At 59.1% G+C, this 19,707-nt stretch carries 14 protein-coding genes; 10 read left to right on the forward strand and 4 right to left on the reverse strand.

The features are described 5' to 3' along the window. Positions 1 to 16: 16 nt before the first annotated feature. Positions 17 to 3,535: a response regulator gene (locus ACW55A_RS05310; protein WP_003369353.1), complete on the reverse strand. Its 3,519-nt coding sequence runs from the start codon at positions 3,533 to 3,535 to the stop codon at positions 17 to 19. Positions 3,536 to 3,867: 332 nt separating this feature from the next. Between ACW55A_RS05310 and ACW55A_RS05315 the strand changes: the two genes are divergently transcribed. Both ACW55A_RS05315 and ACW55A_RS05320 read left to right on the forward strand, forming a co-directional pair. Beyond that, positions 3,868 to 4,239 (forward strand): response regulator, encoded by a 372-nt coding sequence (locus tag ACW55A_RS05315; RefSeq protein ID WP_003369350.1) that lies wholly within the window; start codon positions 3,868 to 3,870, stop codon positions 4,237 to 4,239. Beyond that, complete coding sequence (locus tag ACW55A_RS05320; RefSeq protein ID WP_498810700.1) at positions 4,232 to 5,566, forward strand: glycosyltransferase; 1,335 nt, start codon at positions 4,232 to 4,234, stop codon at positions 5,564 to 5,566. Before ACW55A_RS05315 ends, ACW55A_RS05320 begins: the two co-directional genes overlap by 8 nt. Here ACW55A_RS05320 and cobF read toward each other — a convergent pair. Continuing rightward, positions 5,563 to 6,321 (reverse strand): precorrin-6A synthase (deacetylating), encoded by a 759-nt coding sequence (cobF, locus tag ACW55A_RS05325; protein ID WP_455808541.1) that lies wholly within the window; start codon positions 6,319 to 6,321, stop codon positions 5,563 to 5,565. The genes ACW55A_RS05320 and cobF overlap by 4 nt on opposite strands. A gap of 119 nt (positions 6,322 to 6,440) precedes the next feature. On the opposite strand from cobF, the gene ACW55A_RS05330 reads away from it, so the two are divergent. From ACW55A_RS05330 to ACW55A_RS05365, 8 genes are all read left to right on the forward strand, one after another. Then, positions 6,441 to 7,346 carry an AraC family transcriptional regulator gene (locus ACW55A_RS05330; RefSeq protein WP_003434154.1) on the forward strand — a complete coding sequence of 302 codons (906 nt, stop codon included), beginning with the start codon at positions 6,441 to 6,443 and terminating at the stop codon, positions 7,344 to 7,346. 240 nt (positions 7,347 to 7,586) lie between these two features. Next, complete coding sequence (locus ACW55A_RS05335; RefSeq protein ID WP_455808542.1) at positions 7,587 to 8,909, forward strand: ABC transporter substrate-binding protein; 1,323 nt, start codon at positions 7,587 to 7,589, stop codon at positions 8,907 to 8,909. Positions 8,910 to 8,996: 87 nt separating this feature from the next. Further along, positions 8,997 to 9,929, forward strand: coding sequence for a carbohydrate ABC transporter permease (locus ACW55A_RS05340; RefSeq protein WP_003369337.1), 933 nt, complete (start codon positions 8,997 to 8,999; stop codon positions 9,927 to 9,929). A gap of 10 nt (positions 9,930 to 9,939) precedes the next feature. After that, positions 9,940 to 10,773, forward strand: coding sequence for a carbohydrate ABC transporter permease (locus ACW55A_RS05345; protein ID WP_003369336.1), 834 nt, complete (start codon positions 9,940 to 9,942; stop codon positions 10,771 to 10,773). Between the two features lie 30 nt (positions 10,774 to 10,803). Then, positions 10,804 to 11,910, forward strand: coding sequence for an ABC transporter ATP-binding protein (locus tag ACW55A_RS05350; protein WP_003434157.1), 1,107 nt, complete (start codon positions 10,804 to 10,806; stop codon positions 11,908 to 11,910). A 17-nt stretch (positions 11,911 to 11,927) separates the two neighbouring features. After that, the gene (locus tag ACW55A_RS05355) at positions 11,928 to 13,409 is read left to right on the forward strand and encodes a mannitol dehydrogenase family protein (RefSeq protein WP_044308216.1); all 1,482 of its coding nucleotides are present in this window, start codon (positions 11,928 to 11,930) and stop codon (positions 13,407 to 13,409) included. Between the two features lie 10 nt (positions 13,410 to 13,419). Continuing rightward, positions 13,420 to 14,901, forward strand: a complete 1,482-nt coding sequence (xylB, locus tag ACW55A_RS05360; protein WP_455808544.1) for a xylulokinase — start codon at positions 13,420 to 13,422, stop codon at positions 14,899 to 14,901. Between the two features lie 22 nt (positions 14,902 to 14,923). After that, complete coding sequence (locus tag ACW55A_RS05365) at positions 14,924 to 15,862, forward strand: carbohydrate kinase family protein (protein ID WP_498810699.1); 939 nt, start codon at positions 14,924 to 14,926, stop codon at positions 15,860 to 15,862. 211 nt (positions 15,863 to 16,073) lie between these two features. Here the strand turns inward: ACW55A_RS05365 and ACW55A_RS05370 are convergent, their stop codons facing one another. Both ACW55A_RS05370 and ACW55A_RS05375 read right to left on the reverse strand, forming a co-directional pair. Further along, positions 16,074 to 16,628 carry a hypothetical protein gene (locus ACW55A_RS05370; RefSeq protein ID WP_498810698.1) on the reverse strand — a complete coding sequence of 185 codons (555 nt, stop codon included), beginning with the start codon at positions 16,626 to 16,628 and terminating at the stop codon, positions 16,074 to 16,076. Between the two features lie 167 nt (positions 16,629 to 16,795). Continuing rightward, complete coding sequence (locus ACW55A_RS05375) at positions 16,796 to 19,687, reverse strand: bifunctional diguanylate cyclase/phosphodiesterase (RefSeq protein ID WP_498810697.1); 2,892 nt, start codon at positions 19,685 to 19,687, stop codon at positions 16,796 to 16,798. Positions 19,688 to 19,707 lie beyond the last annotated feature (20 nt).

Raw genomic sequence — 19,707 nt, forward strand, 5'->3', positions numbered from 1 at the left:
TCCACTGAAGCCTCATTCAGATACGCTCCATCTTCGGCAGCCAGACGCGAATCAGCGAAAACAGACGATCCAGATCAATGGGCTTGGCCAGGTAATCGTTGGAACCCGCCTGCAGACAACGCTCCTGATCATCCTTCATGGCCTTGGCCGTGACGGCGATGATCGGCAGCTTGCGCCAGCGCGGGTCCTTGCGGATCTCGATGGTCGCTTCAAAACCATCCATTTCAGGCATCATCACGTCCATCAGGACCAGATCGATGTCTTCCACCTCATTGAGCCTGGCAATCGCCTCCAGACCATTGCGGGCGATTTCCACGACCGCACCCTTATGTTCAAGGGCGCTGGTCAGCGCAAAGATATTGCGCACATCGTCGTCGACCACGAGGATCTTGCGCGCCTCGAAGACCTTGTCACGGCTACGTGCGGTCTTGAGCATCTTTTGCCGTTCGTTGGACAGTTGCGACTCGACCTTGTGCAGGAACAGCGTGACCTCATCGAGCAGCCTTTCAGGCGAGCGCGCACCCTTGATAATGATCGAGCGCGAATACTTCATCAGCTCGGCTTCTTCATCGCGGGTCATGTTGCGGCCGGTATAGACAATCACCGGCGGGAAGGCGCAGATGTCCTCCATCGACATGCGCTTGAGCAATTCATTGCCGAGCATGTCCGGAAGCTTGAGATCAATGATCATGCAGTCATAGACATGATCGCGCAGCAGGTCCAGCGCCTCCTGGGCAAAGCCTACCGCAGTGATTTCAATATCGTCATCACCGATCAGGCGCGCGATGCTGTCACGCTGCAACGCATCGTCTTCGACCAGCAGGATACGTTTGACCTTCTGCGTCAGCTTGGCTTCCAGCTTGGCGAACACGTCCTTGAGCTCTTCACGCGTGGTCGGCTTGACCGCGTAGCCAATCGCGCCCATGTGCAAGGCGGCTTCCTGGCGATCCTCGACCGAGATCACGTGTACGGGAATGTGCCGAGTGGGCGCCAGCTCCTTGAGACGCTGCAGCACGGTCAGGCCCGAATGATCCGGCAGGCGCATGTCCAGCAGAATGGCGTCAGGCGTGTAGCGGGACGCCAGGTTGAAGCCATCGTCAGCAGCATGCGCGACCAGACAGTCGTAGCCCAGCTCGTGGGCCAGGTCGTAGAGAATCTGGGCGAATCGCACTTCGTCTTCGATCACCAGGATGCAACGACGCTCGAAGGGCGCCTTGTCCCGGTCGTCGGCAAATACCGGCACCGGCGTATCCATCGGCACGGGTGCCGGTACCGGCTGCGGGATGACCGGAAGCGCAGCCACAGACAGCGGCAGCGCAGCAGGCGCTGGTGAGATGAGCAGATCGCTGTCCGGCTCGCGGCCGTCTTGTTCGACGTATTGCTCCGGCAGCACGAGGCTGAAAATACTGCCCTGCCCCGGTGCGCTGGTCACACTGATCGATCCGCCCAGCAATGCCGCCAGATCACGCGAAATCGACAGCCCCAATCCGGTACCGCCATAACGCCGGTTGGTGGTGCCGTCTGCCTGACGGAACGCTTCAAAAATACCCTGCTGGTGCTCCTCGGCGATGCCGATGCCCGAATCACGCACGATGAACGCGATACCCGCGCCCGGATGACGCGAAACCACCATGCTGACCGAGCCTGCTTCAGTGAACTTGATCGCGTTGGACAGCAGGTTCTTGAGGATCTGCTCAAGACGCTGGCGATCCGTGAACAGCATGGTAGGCGCACCGGCCTGGATGTCGACGGTAAACGCGAGCTTCTTTTCGGCGGCCAGCGGCTGGAAGAGTGTCCGCAGACCTTCGACCAGTCGGGGTACGCTGCTGTTTTCCGGGCGCACTTCCAGCTTGCCGGCCTCGACCTTGGAAATATCCAGAATGTCGTTGATCAGATTCAGCAGGTCATTGCCCGCCGAATAGATCGACTCGGCAAACTTGACCTGTTCGGCGGTCAGGTTCTCGCCCGGGTTCTCGGCCAGCAGTTTGGCGAGGATCAGTGAGCTGTTGAGCGGCGTGCGCAGCTCGTGGGACATATTGGCGAGGAACTCGGACTTGTACTTGCTGGCGCGCTGCAGTTCGTCTGCCCGCGCCTGCAACTCGGCCTGAGCAATATTCAGTTCTTCATTGTTGCGATCCAGCGCATCGCGCTGCTCGGCCAGTGCCTGACTCTGGTCGGCGAGTTGCTCGTTGGTCTGCTCCAGCTCGGCCTGCTGGGTCTCCAGATGGACCTGGGACTCCTTGAGGATGCGCGATTGCTCCTCCAGCTCTTCGTTGGCCGTACGCAGTTCTTCCTGCTGCACCTGCAGTTCTTCGTTGAGCTGCTGGGTCTCGGCCAGCACCTCCTGCAGACGCTGGCGATAACGGGCGGCTTCGATGGACGTACCGATGTTGTCCGCCACCAGCTCAAGAAACTCGATATCGCGCTCGGTCAGGGTGCGCAGAAAGCCCATTTCGATCACGCCGTTGACCTGATCGTCATTGCTGGTCGGCACCACCACCACGCTGCGCGGCGAGCCATCGCCCAGGCCGGAGGCGACCTTGAAGTAGTTATCCGGCAGTTCATCCAGCGTAATGATGCGGTCCTGCTGGGCTGCCTGCCCCACAATGCCTTCGTCACTGTGAATGGTCTGATCCTGCTGCTCCTGTTCGCGGGAGAAACCATACGAGGCAACTCGCGTGAGGCCGCCGTGGTCCTGGCGGATGTAGACAGCGGCCACCGACGCGCCCAGGTGTTGGGTCAGAAACTGGAGGATATTCCGGCCCAGCATGCTCAGCGTCAATTGCCCCAGGACCTGCTCGGCCAGCTCGCTCTGACCATTGCGCAGCCAGGCCACCTTCTGCAGGCGCTCGGCATTGACTTCCTGCAGTCTGAGGTTTTCGCTGTAAGTGTTCGACAGCGACATCAGATCCCGGCGACCGATATAGGCCAGAATTGCGCTGACAATCACCACGAATATCAGATAAAGGGTGACGGAAAGAATGGTACTGCGCGTGACTTCCGCATTGCGGGTCAGGCGCAGTTGCTGCTCCATTTCCACGGCCTGATCGTATTCGGTGCGGATCTGATCGGTAATTCGCTTGCCACGTCCGGCCAGCACCGGCGTCTGATAATCGGCGTTGGTGCGCCGCAACGTAATCATCTCCTGGGCGAACGCATTCCACTCCTGTTGCAGCGTGGCCAGACGCCTGAACCGATCCAGTTGCGTGGGGTTGTCTTCTACCAGTTCCTCCAGCCCCTGCAGCTCGGCGAGCAACAGCGGCTTGGCGACTTCATAGGGATCGAGAAAATGCTGATCACCGGTGAGCAGGAAACCGCGCATGCCGGTTTCCATGTCTATCGACAGTTTCATTGAGCGGTTGGTGTTGTTGATCACCCGGTCAGTGTGCTCGACCCACTGTATTGCAGTGAGCAGATAACTGATCAGCAGAATGAAGAAAACTGCGCTCAATACACCGACGCCCAGTGGCAAGCCAACGTTACGCCCCAGCAATTTTCGAAAGCGTTGTTCATCGACAACAGACGTCCGATTCATGAAATATCCCTGACGAGTGGATCAAAACCGTAGAGTTTGCCGTAAACCTACGAAAAACACTCTTATTTCTGACATAGAGGATTGAAATTTCACACATAAATGCGCGATAAGCTCACGCCTGTATTCATTAATGACGCCAACCCGTGAGCCGCCCTGTCGATTTACGGTATTTGTGCCTCGATTGAACTTCCACCCGGTTTTTATTTACTGATACAGGGACTGTATCCACAGCGGACAGGCCCTCGCTCGGTTACCCTGAGTTGACGGGAAAGAATGCGTAAAATTCCACACTGTCTGCACCATCGCCATTATTCAGGTTTAAGGAGTCAACCATGCCCGACACAGCCCGCACCATTCTCGTGGTCGAAGACGACGCCATTGTGCGCATGCTGATTGTCGACGTGCTCGAGGAGCTGGAATACAAGGTACTGGAAGCCGAGGACGCTACGTCGGCACTGACCTTTGTTGCAGACGATTCCAATCACATCGACTTGTTGATGACTGACCAGGGGCTGCCTGACATGAAGGGCACCGCACTGGCCAAAAAGGTCATCGAACTTCGCCCGCAATTGCCGGTGCTGTTCGCCAGCGGTTACTCCGAAAATATCGACGTGCCGCCAGGCATGCACTCGATCGGCAAGCCGTTCTCCATCGACCAGTTGCGTGACAAGGTCAAAAGCATTCTCGGGAACAGCCTTGACTGACATCGACGCAGTCTTCAACCGTACCGACAAGCCTGTCAGCACCCGCCTATTGATCATCGGCTACGTGTGGCCAGAACCGCGCTCCTCGGCCGCGAGCGGGCACATGATGCAATTGATTCAATGCTTTCTGGAGCAGGACTGGCAGATCACCTTTGCCAGCCCTGCCACTGAAGGCGAGCACCGCGCCGATCTGCTCGGCTTGGGCATCCACGAAGTGCACATTGCGCTCAACGACAGCAGTTTTGACGTGTTTGTCAGCGAATTGCAGCCTGACGTGGTGCTCTTCGATCAGTTCATGATCGAAGAGCAGTTCGGCTGGCGTGTCGAGCAGCAGTGTCCTGACGCGCTGCGAATTCTGGAGACTTCGGATTTCCAGAGCCTGCGCCACGCCCGCCATCAGTTGTTGAAGGACGCGCTGAACAGCGATTGCCCCGAGGCTGCGCCGGGCAGTGTGGACATTTCAGCGCCGCAGCTTTTCCGGCAGATCGCTTGCAGTGATCTGGCGCAACGCGAAATCGCTTCGCTGTATCGCTGCGACCTCAACCTGATGACGTCCGATGTCGAAATTGCGCTGCTGAGCGGCCCTTTCGGCCTGCCCGAGACGCTGCTGCACTGGTGTCCGCTGATGATCGACGGCGCGCCCGACAGCTTCCGGCCTTTTGCACAGCGTGCACACTTCCTCAGTATCGGCAACTTCCGTCATGCGCCCAACTGGGATGCGGTGCTGTGGATGAAAACCACTATCTGGCCGCTGATCCGTCAACAACTGCCTGATGCTCAGTTGCACATCTACGGTGCCTATACGCCACCCAAGGCCGCGGCGCTGCACAACGCCGCTCAGGGCTTTCATGTGAAGCACTGGGCCGAGGATGCGCTGGAGGTCATGTCCAATGCGCGAGTGTGCCTCGCGCCATTGCGTTTCGGGGCTGGTATCAAAGGCAAGCTGATGGACGCGATGCTCTGCGGAACGCCATCAGTCACCACCCCGGTGGGTGCGGAAGCCATGAGCGGCGGGCTGCCGTGGCCCGGCATCATTGCCGATAAGCCGGCCGACATCGCTGACGCTGCGGTCAGGCTGTATCAGGAGCAGAACCTCTGGCTTGAAGCGCAACATGCGGGTCAGGCGCTACTGCAGGCGCGCTTCCAGCATCGGCAGCACTGTGCGAGCCTTATCGAACGCATCGAAACCCTTCGCAACGGACTCGCGGAGCATCGTCTGGCGAACTTCACCGGCGCCATGCTGCGGCATCATCACCACAAGAGCACCAAATACATGGCGCAGTGGATCGAAGCGAAGAATCGCAACAAGGATGAAAAACCGGCTTAGGCAGGTTTGCGTAGCAAATAGGTATCCATGATCCACCCCTTGCGCTCGCGTGCCTCGCTGCGCAGCCGCCTGATTTGCTCGCAGACATCATCGAGCCGGCCCGACACCAGTATCTCGTCCGGCGTACCCAGATACGCGCCCCAATAGATGTCCAGCCCCTGCCCCACATAACGCTCGAATGTGCAGTGCGCGTCGAGCATCACCACGACGTTGCCGAGGTGCTCCAGCGGAGCTTGCGCCATGCGTCGGCCGGTGGTGATAAGAATCGACTCGCCGATGCGATTGAGCGGGATCCGGTGCCGCGCGACCAGGCTCTGGACGCTGGTGATACCGGGAATCACCTGATACTCGAATACCTCGTTGCGCCGCGCCAGGACCTGATCAAGGATGCGCATTGTGCTGTCGTAGAGCGACGGGTCGCCCCAGACCAGAAACGCGCCGACCTGATCCACACCAAGCTCATCGGTCAACAACCGCTCGAAGAGTATTGCGCGCTGTTCGTGCCACCCCTCGATGCCGCGCTCGTAGGCCTGCGGATCATCTTCACGTCGAGGATCCTGAACTTGCACCAGACGGTAGCGTTCATGAGTGATATAGCGCTGACAGAGCTCTTTGCGCAGCCTCAGCAACTGATCGTCGACGTACCCCTTGTCGAGGATAAAGATCACCTCTGCACGGTTCAGTGCCGCGACAGCCTGCAGGGTGATCTGCTCGGGATCACCGGCCCCCATACCGATCAGCAGGATCTGTTTCATCGGGCAACGCCTCCACTGTGCAGGAGCCTGATCGTAGGTGATTTTTGCCAACGACCGGGCATTGAACTGAAAAATCAGGCACATTACTCTTTTGGCAACGGATGAACATGACATCGCCAATGAATAAAACAACAAGAATCGCCGACCCTTCCTACGAATTGATGGACGACCACAACGGTCTGTCGATCATCTACCGCGAGCACGGTTTCCCCTGCCCGCTGGTGCGCTGGCACTTCCACAAGGAATATGAGCTGCACCTGATTGTCGCCAGCTCTGGCAAGGTGTTTGTCGGCGACTACATCGGCAATTTCAATCCTGCCAGCCTGTTTCTCACCGGCCCCAACCTGCCGCATAACTGGATCAGCCAGATCGACGATGGCGAGGTGGTGCCCAAGCGCGACATGCTGGTCAACTTTACCGACGAGCTGCTGGAAAGCGGCAATCAGGTGTTTGCCGAACTCAAGACCCTGACGCCCTTACTGGAGCGCGCCCGCTACGGCATCGAATTTCGCTGCAAACGCACGATTCGTCAGGCCATGAAGCAAATGCAGAAGATCGCCGACTCACGAGGCATCACTCGCCTGGGCCACTTCTTCATCCTGCTCGAGCTGCTGGCCGCCAGCGACGACTACCAGCTGCTGTCAGGCACGGCGGTGGCCCACACGGCGGACGAGCACAGTGTGGATCGCACCAACCGGGCGGTGGATTATATCTTCACCCACTATGGCCGCGAGCTGCCGCTGGAGGAAGTCGCCGAGTATCTGGGCATGAAGCCGACCTATTTTTCCCGGGTGTTCAAACAGGCTACCGGGCGCTGCTTCGTGGAGTTCGTCAATCGGCTGCGCATCAGCAAATCGTGTGAACTGCTTGCCGACGGCGACAAACCGGTAACCGATGTGTGCTTCGAGTCCGGATTCAACAATATTTCCAATTTCAATCGGCGCTTTCAGCAACTCAAGGGCATGACCCCGTCGCACTACCGCCGCCTCGCCGTTCAGCGTCTGACCGAACAAAACCTGTACTGATTCGCCCCGCTCTCGCCCTCATCGTCTACGCTGAAGATGCGTCGAAGCCGTCCTATGGGCGATTCGGCGCTGTTGGCTTTTCGCACCCGAGTGCAAAAAAGTATCAGTCAGAGTGCGGCGCAGGATTTGTCTTTCTGACCGAACGCCGGTGTAATCAGTGCACATCTTCCTCACCTCCGGAAGAGAAAAAAACAATAACCATCCTTCTACAGTCCTTTGGGCGTGGAAGAGGAGTGATCAATGAAGAACTCAGCAAAACTTCTGCTCGCCAGTTCCGTCCTCAGTACCTGTTTCGTGTTCAGTGGCAGTGCCACAGCGGGGACCGTGACCATCGCCACGGTCAACAACAGTGACATGATTCGCATGCAGCGCCTCTCCAAGACCTTCGAAGAAAAGCACCCCGACATCAAGCTCAACTGGGTCGTGCTGGAAGAGAACGTCCTGCGCCAACGACTGACCACCGACATCGCCACCAAGGGCGGCCAGTTCGACGTGCTGACCATCGGCATGTACGAAGCCTTACTCTGGGGTCAGAAAGGCTGGTTGCAGGAAATGAAAGACCTGCCTGCCAGTTACGAGCTGGACGATGTGTTCCCTTCCGTGCGTGACGGCCTGTCGGTGGACGGCAAACTGTTCGCCCTGCCGTTCTATGCTGAAGCTTCGATCACTTACTACCGCACCGACCTGTTCAAGGCGGCCGGCCTGACCATGCCAGAGCGCCCTACCTGGACGCAGATCGCCGAGTTCGCCGGCAAACTGACCGACAAATCCAAGGAACAGTACGGTCTCTGCCTGCGCGGCAAGGCTGGCTGGGGCGAGAACATGGCGCTGATCACCACGCTGGCCAACGCCTTTGGCGGACGCTGGTTCGATGAGAAGTGGACGCCACAGTTCGATCAGCCAGAGTGGAAGAATGCGCTGAACTTCTACGTCAACACCATGAAGCAGTCCGGGCCGCCGGGCGCCTCCAGCAACGGTTTCAACGAGAACCTTGCGCTGTTCAACAGCGGCAAGTGCGCCATCTGGGTCGACGCCAGCGTTGCCGGTTCGTTCGTGACCGACAAGAAGCAGAGCAAAGTGGCCGACAGCGTCGGCTTCACCTACGCGCCGCATGAGGTGACCGACAAGGGCTCGTCGTGGCTGTACTCGTGGTCGCTGGCGATCCCGACCAGCGCCAAGAACACCAAGGACGCTGCCGAGTTCACCCAGTGGGCCACCTCGAAAGAGTACGCCAAACTGGTTGCCGATACCGACGGCGTGTCCAACGTACCGCCGGGCACCCGCGCCTCGACCTACACCGACGAGTACAAAAAGGCAGCACCGTTTGCCAACATCACGCTTGAGTCGTTGAAGAAGGTCGATCCCAAGTCGCCAACCCTCAAGCCCGTGCCTTACGTCGGCATTCAACTGGTCACCATTCCCGAGTTCCAGGCCATCGGCACCAGCGTCGGTCAGCAGTTCTCCGCAGCACTCATAGGTCAGTCCACTGTGGATCAAGCCTTGCAGAATGCGCAAACCGCTACCGCGCGCGACATGAAACGAGCGGGTTACCCGAAAAAGTAACCGTCACGCACCAGGGCGAAAGCCGATGCTTTCGCCCTGCCGCTCAACTGCGCAACAACTCTGGTGCAATCCGGTTCGGAGCTCCCCATGAATACCTCAGCCTCCCCTGAACGCACGGACTTGTCCGGCGAACAGCAACCGCTCAAAAGCCGTCGATTCAAGCCGGGCTGGTTTCTGGTCAGTCCTTCGGTGGCGCTTCTGTTGGTGTGGATGATCGTGCCGCTGGGCATGACCATTTATTTCTCGCTGATCCGCTACAACCTGCTCTCCCCTGGCGAAAACGAATTCGTCGGCCTGGAAAACTTCCAGTACTTCGTGACCGACAGCGGCTTTTTGCCGGGTGCCGGCAATACCTTACTGCTGGTCGGCAGTGTGCTGGCGATCAGCGTGATCTTCGGCGTGCTGATTTCGGCGCTGCTGGAAGCCAGTGAGTTTTTCGGTCGTGGCATCGTCCGTGTGCTGTTGATCTCGCCGTTCTTCATCATGCCCACGGTCAGTGCGCTGATCTGGAAAAACCTGATTTTCCACCCGGTGTCCGGCGTACTCGCGGCGGTCTGGAAGTTCTTCGGCGCGCAACCCATCGACTGGTTCGCCCATTACCCGATGCTGTCGATCATTATCATCGTCTCCTGGCAATGGCTGCCGTTCGCGATCCTGATCCTGATGACCGCCATGCAGTCTCTCGATCAAGAGCAGAAAGAAGCGGCGCGGCTGGACGGCGCAGGTCCCCTGGCAATTTTCTGGCACCTGACCCTGCCGCACCTGGCACGTCCGATTGCCGTGGTGGTAATGATCGAAACGATCTTCCTGCTTTCGGTATTCGCTGAAATCTTCACCACGACCAATGGCGGGCCGGGCTTTGCCTCGACCAACCTGGCTTACCTGATCTACATCCAGGCGCTGCTGCAGTTCGACGTCGGCATGGCCTCGGCGGGCGGCCTGATTGCAGTGGTCATAGCCAACATCGCGGCGATCATCCTGATCCGGATGATCGGCAAAAACCTCACCGACAAGTCATGAGGACCTTGCCATGATGACCCTCAAACAATCACGCCGTCTGCAAAGCCTGCTGCTCGGGGCCCTGTCCTGGATCATCGCTGCGCTGGTGTTCTTTCCGATCTTCTGGATGGTCCTGACCAGCTTCAAAACCGAGATCGATGCGTTCGCGACACCGCCACAGCTGTTCTTCACCCCGACGCTGGAAAACTACCTGCACATTCAGGAGCGCAGCGATTACTTCCATTTTGCCTGGAACTCGGTGCTTATTTCCTTCAGCGCGACGGTACTGGCGATGCTGATCGCGATTCCTGCGGCATATTCCATGGCGTTTTTCGAGACCAAGCGCACCAAAGGCACGCTACTTTGGATGCTGTCTACCAAGATGCTGCCGCCGGTGGGCGTGCTGATGCCGATCTATCTGCTGGCCAAGACCTTTGGCCTGCTGGATTCGCGTCTGGCACTGATCATCATCTATACGCTGATCAACCTGCCGATCGTGGTCTGGATGATTTATACCTACTTCAAGGATATCCCCGGCGAGATCCTCGAGGCCTCGCGGCTGGACGGGGCCAGCACCCGCCAGGAAATCTTTCGCGTGCTGATGCCGATCTGCAAGGGCGGCCTGGCGTCCACCGCGTTGCTGTCGCTGATCCTGTGCTGGAACGAAGCGTTCTGGTCGCTGAACCTCACCTCGTCCGCCGCGGCCCCGTTGACTGCCTTGATCGCTTCCTACTCCAGCCCCGAAGGGTTGTTCTGGGCCAAGCTGTCAGCGGTCTCGACCCTGGCCTGTGCGCCCATTCTGATTTTCGGCTGGATCAGTCAGAAACAACTGGTTCGCGGCCTGTCGTTCGGCGCTGTCAAATAGCCCGGCCCAAAGAACAAGAAGGAGTCCAACATGGCTAATCTGAGCATCCGCAATCTGCAAAAAGGCTTTGACGGTCACCAGATCATCAAGGGCATCGACCTGGACGTGAAAGACCGCGAGTTCGTGGTCTTCGTCGGGCCTTCGGGCTGCGGCAAATCCACCTTGCTGCGGCTGATCGCCGGGCTCGAGGAAGTGACGTCGGGAACCATCGAACTCGATGGCCGGGACATCACTCAGGTGACCCCGGCCAAGCGTGACCTGGCCATGGTGTTCCAGACCTATGCGCTGTATCCGCACATGACCGTCGGCAAGAACCTGTCGTTTGCGCTGGACCTGGCGGGCGGTGACAAGGCCGAGATCAAGAAGAAGGTCGATGAAGCCGCACGTATTCTGGAGCTCGGACCACTGCTGGAGCGCAAGCCCAAGCAGCTGTCCGGCGGACAACGTCAGCGTGTCGCGATTGGCCGGGCCATTGTGCGCAACCCGAAGATTTTCCTGTTCGACGAGCCGCTGTCCAACCTCGACGCCGCGCTGCGCGTGCAGACCCGCCTGGAGTTGTCGCGCCTGCATAAAGAGTTGCAGGCCACCATGATCTACGTGACGCATGATCAGGTGGAAGCCATGACCCTGGCCGACAAGGTTGTCGTCCTCAATGGCGGCAAGGTCGAGCAGGTCGGCTCGCCGCTCGAGTTGTATCACCACCCGGCCAACCTGTTCGTTGCCGGCTTCCTCGGCACGCCGAAAATGGGCTTCCTCAAGGGCAGGATCAGCCGGGCGGACAGCAGCAGTTGCGAAGTCGAGCTGGATGCCGGAACGCGTATCAGCCTGCCGGTCAATGGCGCAGGACAAAGCGTTGGCGCCGCTGTGACGCTGGGCATCCGCCCGGAACACCTGAACCTTGCCCAGAGTGAGGATTGCCAGTTGCAGGTGATTGCCGATGTCAGCGAACGTCTTGGCAGCGACACGTACTGTCACGTGCGCACCCGTTCGGGCGAGGCGCTGACCATGCGTATTCGTGGTGATCTGGCCAGCCAGTACGGCGAAACGCTGAACCTGCATCTCGACAGTGCCCACTGCCACCTGTTCGACGCTCAAGGTCTGGTGATTGCCAAAGCCTTGCAGACTGCCGCCGCCTGAGTTCCGGAGAGCCCTTCATGAAACTGAATAAAAACAATCTGTCCCGACTGGACGCCGACATTGCCCTGCCCGCCTACACCGTCGACAGCACTCGCCAGGGCATTGCCCATATCGGCGTCGGTGGCTTCCATCGTGCGCACCAGGCGTTTTACACCGATGCGCTGATGAACAGCGGCGAAGGCTTCGAGTGGAGCATCTGCGGCGTGGGCCTGCGTCCTGAAGACAAGGCCGTGCGCGACGCTCTGGCACAACAGGACTACCTGTACACGCTCTATGAACTGGGTGACACACCCGATACCCAAACCCGCATCATTGCCTCGATCAGCGGCATGCTGCTGGCCGATGACAGTCCGCAGGCGCTGATCGACAAGCTTGCCAGTCCGGACATCCGCATCGTCTCGCTGACCATCACCGAAGGCGGTTACTGCATCGACGACAGCAACGGTCAGTTCATGGCCCATCTGCCGCAGATCCAGCACGACCTGGCGAATCCGGATCAGCCAAAGACGGTATTCGGCTTCCTCTGCGCCGCGCTGGCGCGGCGCCGGGCGCAAGGCACGCCGGCCTTTACCCTGATGTCCTGCGATAACCTGCCACACAACGGCGCAGTGACACGCAAGGCATTGCTGGCATTTGCCACGTTGCGCGATGCCGAGCTGCACGACTGGATCAAGGCAAACGTCAGCTTTCCCAACGCGATGGTCGACCGTATCACACCGATGACCAGCGCAGCCCACCGTCTGCAACTGGCAGACGATAAACACATCGACGACGCCTGGCCGGTGGTCTGCGAACCGTTCGTGCAGTGGGTGCTGGAAGACAAGTTCGTCAATGGTCGCCCGGCATGGGAGAAAGTCGGCGTGCAATTCACCGATGACGTGACGCCCTATGAAGAGATGAAAATCAAACTGCTCAACGGCAGTCATCTGGCACTGACCTACCTGGGCTTCCTCAAAGGTTATCGTTTTGTACACGAAACCATGAATGACCCGCTGTTCGTGAGCTATATCCGCGCCTACATGGACCTTGATGTCACCCCGCAACTGGCGTCGGTGCCAGGCATCGACCTGGAAGGTTACAAAGACACCCTGATCGAGCGTTTTTCCAACCAGGCGATTGCCGACCAGCTGGAGCGGGTCTGCTCGGACGGTTCGTCGAAATTTCCCAAGTTCACCATTCCGACGATCAATCGTCTGATCGTCGATCAGGGCAATCTCGAACGTGCCTCACTGGTAGTCGCCGCATGGGCGCTGTACCTGAAGGGTGTTGACGAGAACGGCACGACCTACAGGATTCCTGACCCGCGTGCCGAGTTCTGCCAGGCGCTGGTGGCTGATGACGCGCTCATTGCCGAGCGCTTGTTGGCGGTGGAAGAAATATTTGGCTCGGCCATACCGAAATCCGCAGCCTTCGTGGCGGCTTTCGAGCAGAACCTCAATGATCTGCGCACGCTGGGTGTGAGTGGCACACTGGAAAAACTTTTGACCGCCAGGGCCTGAGGGACTTCCCATGTTTCTTGGAATCGATTGCGGGACCCAGGGCACCAAGGTGTTGGTGCTCGATACCGAAAGCGGCAACGTGCTGGGTGAAGGCTCGGCGCCGCACAGCCTGATCAGCGACCATAACGGCCGCCGTGAACAGGACGTGCAGCAATGGCTGGACGCGCTGCAACAGGCGACCCGCGAGGCATTGGCAGCGTCGGGCGTTTCCGGACAGCAGATCCAGGGCATCGGTGTGTCAGGCCAGCAACACGGCCTGGTGCTGCTCGATGCCCGCGGCGAGGTACTGCGCCCGGCCAAGCTGTGGTGTGACACCGAGTCGGCACCGGAAAACCAGCGCCTGCTGGACGAACTGGGAGGCGCGCAGGGGTCGCTGCAACGCCTTGGCCTGGTCATCGCCCCAGGCTATACCGTGTCCAAACTGTTGTGGACCAAGGAGCAGTTCCCGCAGCTGTTCGAGCGGATCGACAAAGTGTTGCTGCCCCACGACTACCTCAACTATTGGCTGACCGGTCGTTGCTGCACCGAGTTTGGCGACGCGTCGGGCACCGGCTACTTCAACGTGCGCACTCGCGAGTGGGACCTGCCATTGCTTGCGCACATCGACCCGAGCGGCCGGTTGGGCAAGGCACTTCCGCAGCTGTTGCAAGCCCACGAACCGGTCGGCATGCTGCGTCCTGAAGTTGCCCGATTGCTGAGCCTGAACCCTGACGCTCTGGTGTCCAGTGGTGGCGGCGACAACATGATGGGCGCGATTGGCACGGGCAATATCCAGCCGGGGCTGATCACCATGAGCCTCGGCTCTTCCGGTACGGTGTATGCCTATGCCGATGAGGCACGGGTCAGCGAGCATGAATCGGTCGCGACCTTCTGCTCATCCTCCGGCGGCTGGTTGCCGCTGATCTGCACAATGAACCTGACCAACGCGACGACCGCCATTCGCGAGCTGTTCGCCCTCGACATCGCCGGCTTCAACCAAGCGGTCGCCCAGGCGCCGATCGGTGCCGAAGGCGTACTGATGCTGCCCTTTCTGAATGGCGAACGCGTGCCCGCCCTGCCCGACGCTACCGGCAGCATCGTCGGGCTGGACAGCACCAATCTGAACCAGGCCAACCTGTCCCGCGCGGTGGTCGAAGGCACCACCTTCGGCCTTCGCTACGGTCTCGATCTGCTGCGCGACAGCGGTATCAAAAGCGAGAAGATCCGCCTGATCGGCGGAGGCTCGAAAAGTGCGGTATGGCGGCAGATCGTAGCCGACATCATGAACACCCCGGTGATCTGCACCGACCACTCGGAAGCCGCTGCGCTGGGCGCTGCCATTCAGGCGGCCTGGTGCTGGTCGCACGCCAACGGCAAGGTTCAGGACCTGCAGCAACTGTGCGAACGCTGCGTAAGTCTCGATCAAAGCAGTGAGACGCACCCCGTGGTGCATAATGTGGCCGCCTATCAGCAGGTCTATCAGCGTTATCAGGCGCAACTGCGCAAGGTTTGAACCGTTTTTTCATGGAGCACTTATGTTTCTGGTTTGTGGCGAAGCACTGTTCGACATTTTCACCCGCGCTGATGACAGCGGTTCCCTGAACAGATTGGGGTTTGATGCGATTGCCGGTGGCTCTCCGTTCAACGTTGCGATCGGCCTGCGCCGCCTGGGTGTGGAAGCGAGCTTCCTGGCCGGGCTGTCCACCGATTACCTGGGTCGTCGGCTGCGTGCCGTGCTGGAAAAGGAAACCGTGAATACCGATCACCTGATCGAATTCGACGCACCCACTACACTGGCCATGGTCGCCGTGGGCAGCGATGGATCGCCGACTTACAGCTTTCGAGGCGATGGCTGCGCGGACCGCCAGTTGCGCCTGGAACACCTGCCGCAACTCGACGGGCAGGTACGCGGCATTCACGTCGGCTCGTTTTCACTGGTGGTGCAGCCGATTGCCGACACGCTGCTGGCGCTGGTAGCCCGTGAAAGCAGCACCCACCTGATCTCGCTGGACCCCAATGTGCGCCTCAACCCGGCACCGGACATTCAGCGCTGGCGCAGCCAGGTCGCAGCATTCGCCGAGTATGCGCACCTGATCAAGGTCAGCGACGAAGACCTGCACCTGTTGTACCCGGACAGCGACCCACAAAAGATTGCCGAAGGCTGGCTCGGCAAGCGTACACAACTGGTCATCGTCACCCGCGGCACGCAAGGCGCCAGCGTCTTCACCCGTCAGCACGGCACCTGGTCGGTGCCGGCAAAAACCGTGGCCACCGCCGATACCGTCGGGGCCGGGGATACTTTTCAGGCCGCGCTGCTGACCTTCCTCAGTGAACGCCAGCTCGATACGCCGCAAGGCTTGTCAACGCTGTCACGGGAAACACTGGACGAGATGCTGAATTTTGCCGTCGGCGCGGCCGCGCTGACCTGCACAAAGGTCGGGCCGGATTTGCCGTACAGGCATCAATTGGGGTGAGAGGGCTTGAACACTACCTCCATACACCCGCATCAACTGCGGTGTATGGACGGTAGTCTTCGTGAGCAAGCTCACTCCCACCCATTAAATGCATGTCTGAAGGGAGAAAGTATCGATACTTAACTCCATCGGAAAGCATTTCCTAGGTGAGAGTGAGCCGGGCGACGCTTCGCTTGTTCACGAAAAGGTCATCAAAGTCGCCGAACAAACATCAGGCCACCATACCGGCCTTGATACCTCTGATGCGGGTGTTGATGTCATCCGCAACGTCGTTCTGCTTGTCCTTGAGCGCGTCCTGAACCTTCTGGTCAATGGCCAGTTGGTCCTGAGGTGCCATGGCGTCATAGTCTTTCTGGGTGATGCCAGTCAGCTTTTCGCGCACTTTCTCTTCGGCTGTCTGCTTCAGAGAGTCCATGAATTTCTGTTGTACCGAATCCGTCGATGCCGTGTCAGTGGTGCTGGTGGTACCAGCCACTGAACCGATGACACCGTTGTCACGGTCAGCCGTCTTTTCCGACAGTGACGTATCACCGGCGGACTTCAGGTTGATCATCATCCGTGCAAAGGATTCGTTGTAACCACTGTTGTCCTGCTTGCTGTCCTGCGATGTCGAACTGCTGGTCTGCGCGGTAACCGGTGCCGAACCCGATGTCAGGCCAGCGGCAGCGACCGAGCTGAAGGCGTCCTGGGACACCTCGTCTACAGTCTTGCGCCCGACGACAGCTCGGGAAACAAGCTGCTCAAGCGCAGTCGTGCCAATAATCATCTCTCACCTCCTGATGAACCTGTTGCGTAGGTTCAACAGCAAGTCCAGTGCCAACTGCCCTAAAAATAATTAACCTGTTGATTTTTAAAGCTTAAATAAAACAGGGCATATAGATCGCGTCAAAAAACGGATGCATCCGGCCGCCTGCGGCAAGTATTGGCCGAGCGTCAGCCTGCCGCACGGCCGGTGTTGATATTCAACAGCTCGATCGGCAGCGGCTCGGAAAAGTAGTAGCCCTGCGCCTGTGTGGCGCCAATCTCACGCAGCAGCTCAAGGGTTTCACGGTCCTCGACCCCTTCGGCAACCACGGTCAGATCAAGGGATTCGGCCATGCGCACGATGGCACGCACAATCGCGCGGCTGCGTACACTGGAAGCCAGGCCGAAGATAAACGACTTGTCGATTTTCAATCCGCTGAAATGGTACTGGTGCACGTAGCTGAGCGAAGAGAAGCCCGCGCCGAAATCGTCGAGCATGACCGACATGCCGTGCTCGGCCAGAAGCTTCATTGACAGGCGTGCCTGCTCGGGATCGGCCACCAGTGCGCCTTCGGTGAGCTCCAGGCACAGACGCTCGGGCGCAACATTGTGTTCGGCAAGCATCGCCAGCACTTCCGCCGCGAATGCCGGACGGGTGATGCTGTAACTCGAACAGTTCACATGCACGGGTGGCCAATGACCGTTTTCGGGTTGCGCCAGAATGGCAACCACACGCTTGAGCATGTAAAAGTCCAGACGGCCAATCAGACGCAGCCCCTCTAGCGCAGGTAGAAAGCTCTCTGGCCCGACGATTCGCCCATCAGGCATGCACCAGCGGATTAGCGCCTCGAACGCCAGCAACTTTCCGCTATTGACGCAAATCACCGGCTGAAAATAGGGAATCAACTGATCCGTACGTTTCAGCGCCGTGCGCAAGGCGCCCTCCTGCTCGACCTGATCCGATACCTCGCGACGCAACGCCTGATTGAACACCGCGAAGCTGTCCCGGCCACCATTCTTGACCCGGTACATGGCGGTATCGGCATCGCGCAGCAGGTCAGCCGGCTCCTGATGGAAGCGGCTGTCGGCGCCCACCACACCGATACTGCAGGAGGAAAAAACCGTGTGATCATCGATCACGAACGGCTGCTCGAACGCCGTCAGTATTCGCTGGGCAATCTCCGTGCCGGTCTGCAACGGCGTGTCGATGCTCAACACGGCGAACTCGTCACCGCCCAGCCGCGCCAACAGGTCCTTTTCGCGCATGCAACTGCGCAAACGCTCGGCGGCCTGCACCAGAAGGATGTCGCCGCAGTGATGGCCAAGGCTGTCATTGATCATCTTGAAGCGATCCAGATCGATGAACATGACGATCAGTTGCTGGCCATCGCGGCAGAAGTCCTGCCAGGCATGCCTCAGGCGATATTGCAAATGGCTGCGATTGGGCAGCCCGGTCAGCGAGTCGTGGGAGTTTTCGTGCTGCAGTCTGGCGTTGGCCCGATCCAGCTCACGGGTCCTGTCTCGAACCCTGGCTTCAAGCAAGACATTGGCGGTATGGATCGCGTCTGCCGCGCTGCGCCGGGACAGTGCCGTATCGATGTGACGAGAAACAAAGGTGAGCAGTTCCTGATCGCGCAAGGTATAGCTGACGTCCTTGGAATAACTCTGCACCACCAGCACGCCGCGAACCTGTCCGCCGTCGAACAGCGGAATGCCCAGCCATGAAGAACAACGACCGGATTGTCGCTGGACCTCGATCTCGCCAAGGCTTTCCAGCCTGCGGGCTTCATCGTAATCGATCAGGCACGGTCGCCGCTGGCCTATCACATACTCGGTAAACCCTCGCTGCCCGCGTCGTGAACGCGGCGGCGTGGGCTTGAACTCGTCAATGTAATACGGAAAGGTCACTTCGCCCGTCGTGCTGTCGTAAAGCGCGATATAGAAATTGAGCGCCACCAGCAGCTCGCCGACGATCATGTGCAGGCTGCAGAAAAGCTCGTTCATGTCGCCGGGCTGACTGGAAAGCTCGGCAATCTGGAACAGGGCACTCTGCAGATGCTCGGCACGCTCGCGATCCCTGACTTCCTGACGCAACGCGTCATTGGCTGCAGAAAGTTGTTGCGTGCGCAGGGCTACCACCTGTTCCAGGTCAGTTCGGCGCAACTGCCGGTCCAGTGCCATCGCCACATGGCGCGACACGACGGCGAACAATGCACGATCCTGGGCACTGTAGACACGAGACACATCGTAAACCTGCATCGCGACCATGCCGAACACTTCATCCGATGCATTTTTCAAGGGCGCGCCCATCCAGAACTCGGGCAGACGTCCGACGCAGTAAAAGCGGTTTTCGGCTTTGGCCAGTTCGATGCAGGCGGCATCGAGAAACAAAGGCTGCCCGCTGCTCAAGACATACCCGGTCAGCGACATCCGGTCAGCGTCGATAAACTCGAACGTCTCGTGAGCCATCGCTTCGTCATCGAAACGGTCAATGTAATAAGGGTAAGTGATCTTGCCGCTTTGCCGGTCATACAGCGCAACGTAGAAGTTCTCGGCATCGATCAGCGCCCCCAATTGCTCATGAATGCCTTGCAGAAAAGCGCCGCGGTCCAGCGTAGAGCTGGCCAGCAGGCTGATTTCATACAGAACCCGCTGAGTGTTCTGCGCGCGGATCAACGCGGCGGTCTGCAACAGCGAGCCCAGTCTGGCGGCCAGATCCACCAGCAGGGGGTGGTCTTTGTCGGCCATCGGTGCCAACACCCAGCCCAGCACGCCCTCGCCCTGCCCTGCGACCCGGCAATGCAGCTGCAATTGAGCGCAATACGCTTCGAAGTCTTCAGCCGCGATGTGTGCTGGCCAGACAACGGTGTTGTCGCCCTGTCCGAGCAGGCATTTCAGTTCGCCAGCGGCGTAGGCAGCCCAGGCAATATCCGCTATCTGCTCGCGTGCGGCGCTGATGAGTGCTTCGATGGACGCGTGACAGGAGAATCGGTCGCGGTTGGCTGCCAAGGCGCTGCCGGGAGTACGTGAGGTGCACGCTACGCTTGGGCAAAGGCCCGTGGCCAGAAGTGAGACTGTCATGGAAACACCCAGATGCATGA

This window comes from Plantibacter cousiniae (nom. nud.) (genome assembly GCF_977070315.1).

What these genes read in the sequence shown, in the direction of transcription:
- ACW55A_RS05310 (WP_003369353.1), bottom strand. Translation starts at nt 3,535, where the DNA reads ATGAATCGGACGTCTGTTGTCGATGAACAACGCTTTCGAAAATTGCTG.
- ACW55A_RS05315 (WP_003369350.1), top strand. Translation starts at nt 3,868, where the DNA reads ATGCCCGACACAGCCCGCACCATTCTCGTGGTCGAAGACGACGCCATT.
- cobF (WP_455808541.1), bottom strand. Translation starts at nt 6,321, where the DNA reads ATGAAACAGATCCTGCTGATCGGTATGGGGGCCGGTGATCCCGAGCAG.
- ACW55A_RS05330 (WP_003434154.1), top strand. Translation starts at nt 6,441, where the DNA reads ATGAATAAAACAACAAGAATCGCCGACCCTTCCTACGAATTGATGGAC.
- ACW55A_RS05335 (WP_455808542.1), top strand. Translation starts at nt 7,587, where the DNA reads ATGAAGAACTCAGCAAAACTTCTGCTCGCCAGTTCCGTCCTCAGTACC.
- ACW55A_RS05340 (WP_003369337.1), top strand. Translation starts at nt 8,997, where the DNA reads ATGAATACCTCAGCCTCCCCTGAACGCACGGACTTGTCCGGCGAACAG.
- ACW55A_RS05345 (WP_003369336.1), top strand. Translation starts at nt 9,940, where the DNA reads ATGATGACCCTCAAACAATCACGCCGTCTGCAAAGCCTGCTGCTCGGG.
- ACW55A_RS05350 (WP_003434157.1), top strand. Translation starts at nt 10,804, where the DNA reads ATGGCTAATCTGAGCATCCGCAATCTGCAAAAAGGCTTTGACGGTCAC.
- ACW55A_RS05355 (WP_044308216.1), top strand. Translation starts at nt 11,928, where the DNA reads ATGAAACTGAATAAAAACAATCTGTCCCGACTGGACGCCGACATTGCC.
- xylB (WP_455808544.1), top strand. Translation starts at nt 13,420, where the DNA reads ATGTTTCTTGGAATCGATTGCGGGACCCAGGGCACCAAGGTGTTGGTG.
- ACW55A_RS05365 (WP_498810699.1), top strand. Translation starts at nt 14,924, where the DNA reads ATGTTTCTGGTTTGTGGCGAAGCACTGTTCGACATTTTCACCCGCGCT.
- ACW55A_RS05370 (WP_498810698.1), bottom strand. Translation starts at nt 16,628, where the DNA reads ATGATTATTGGCACGACTGCGCTTGAGCAGCTTGTTTCCCGAGCTGTC.
- ACW55A_RS05375 (WP_498810697.1), bottom strand. Translation starts at nt 19,687, where the DNA reads ATGACAGTCTCACTTCTGGCCACGGGCCTTTGCCCAAGCGTAGCGTGC.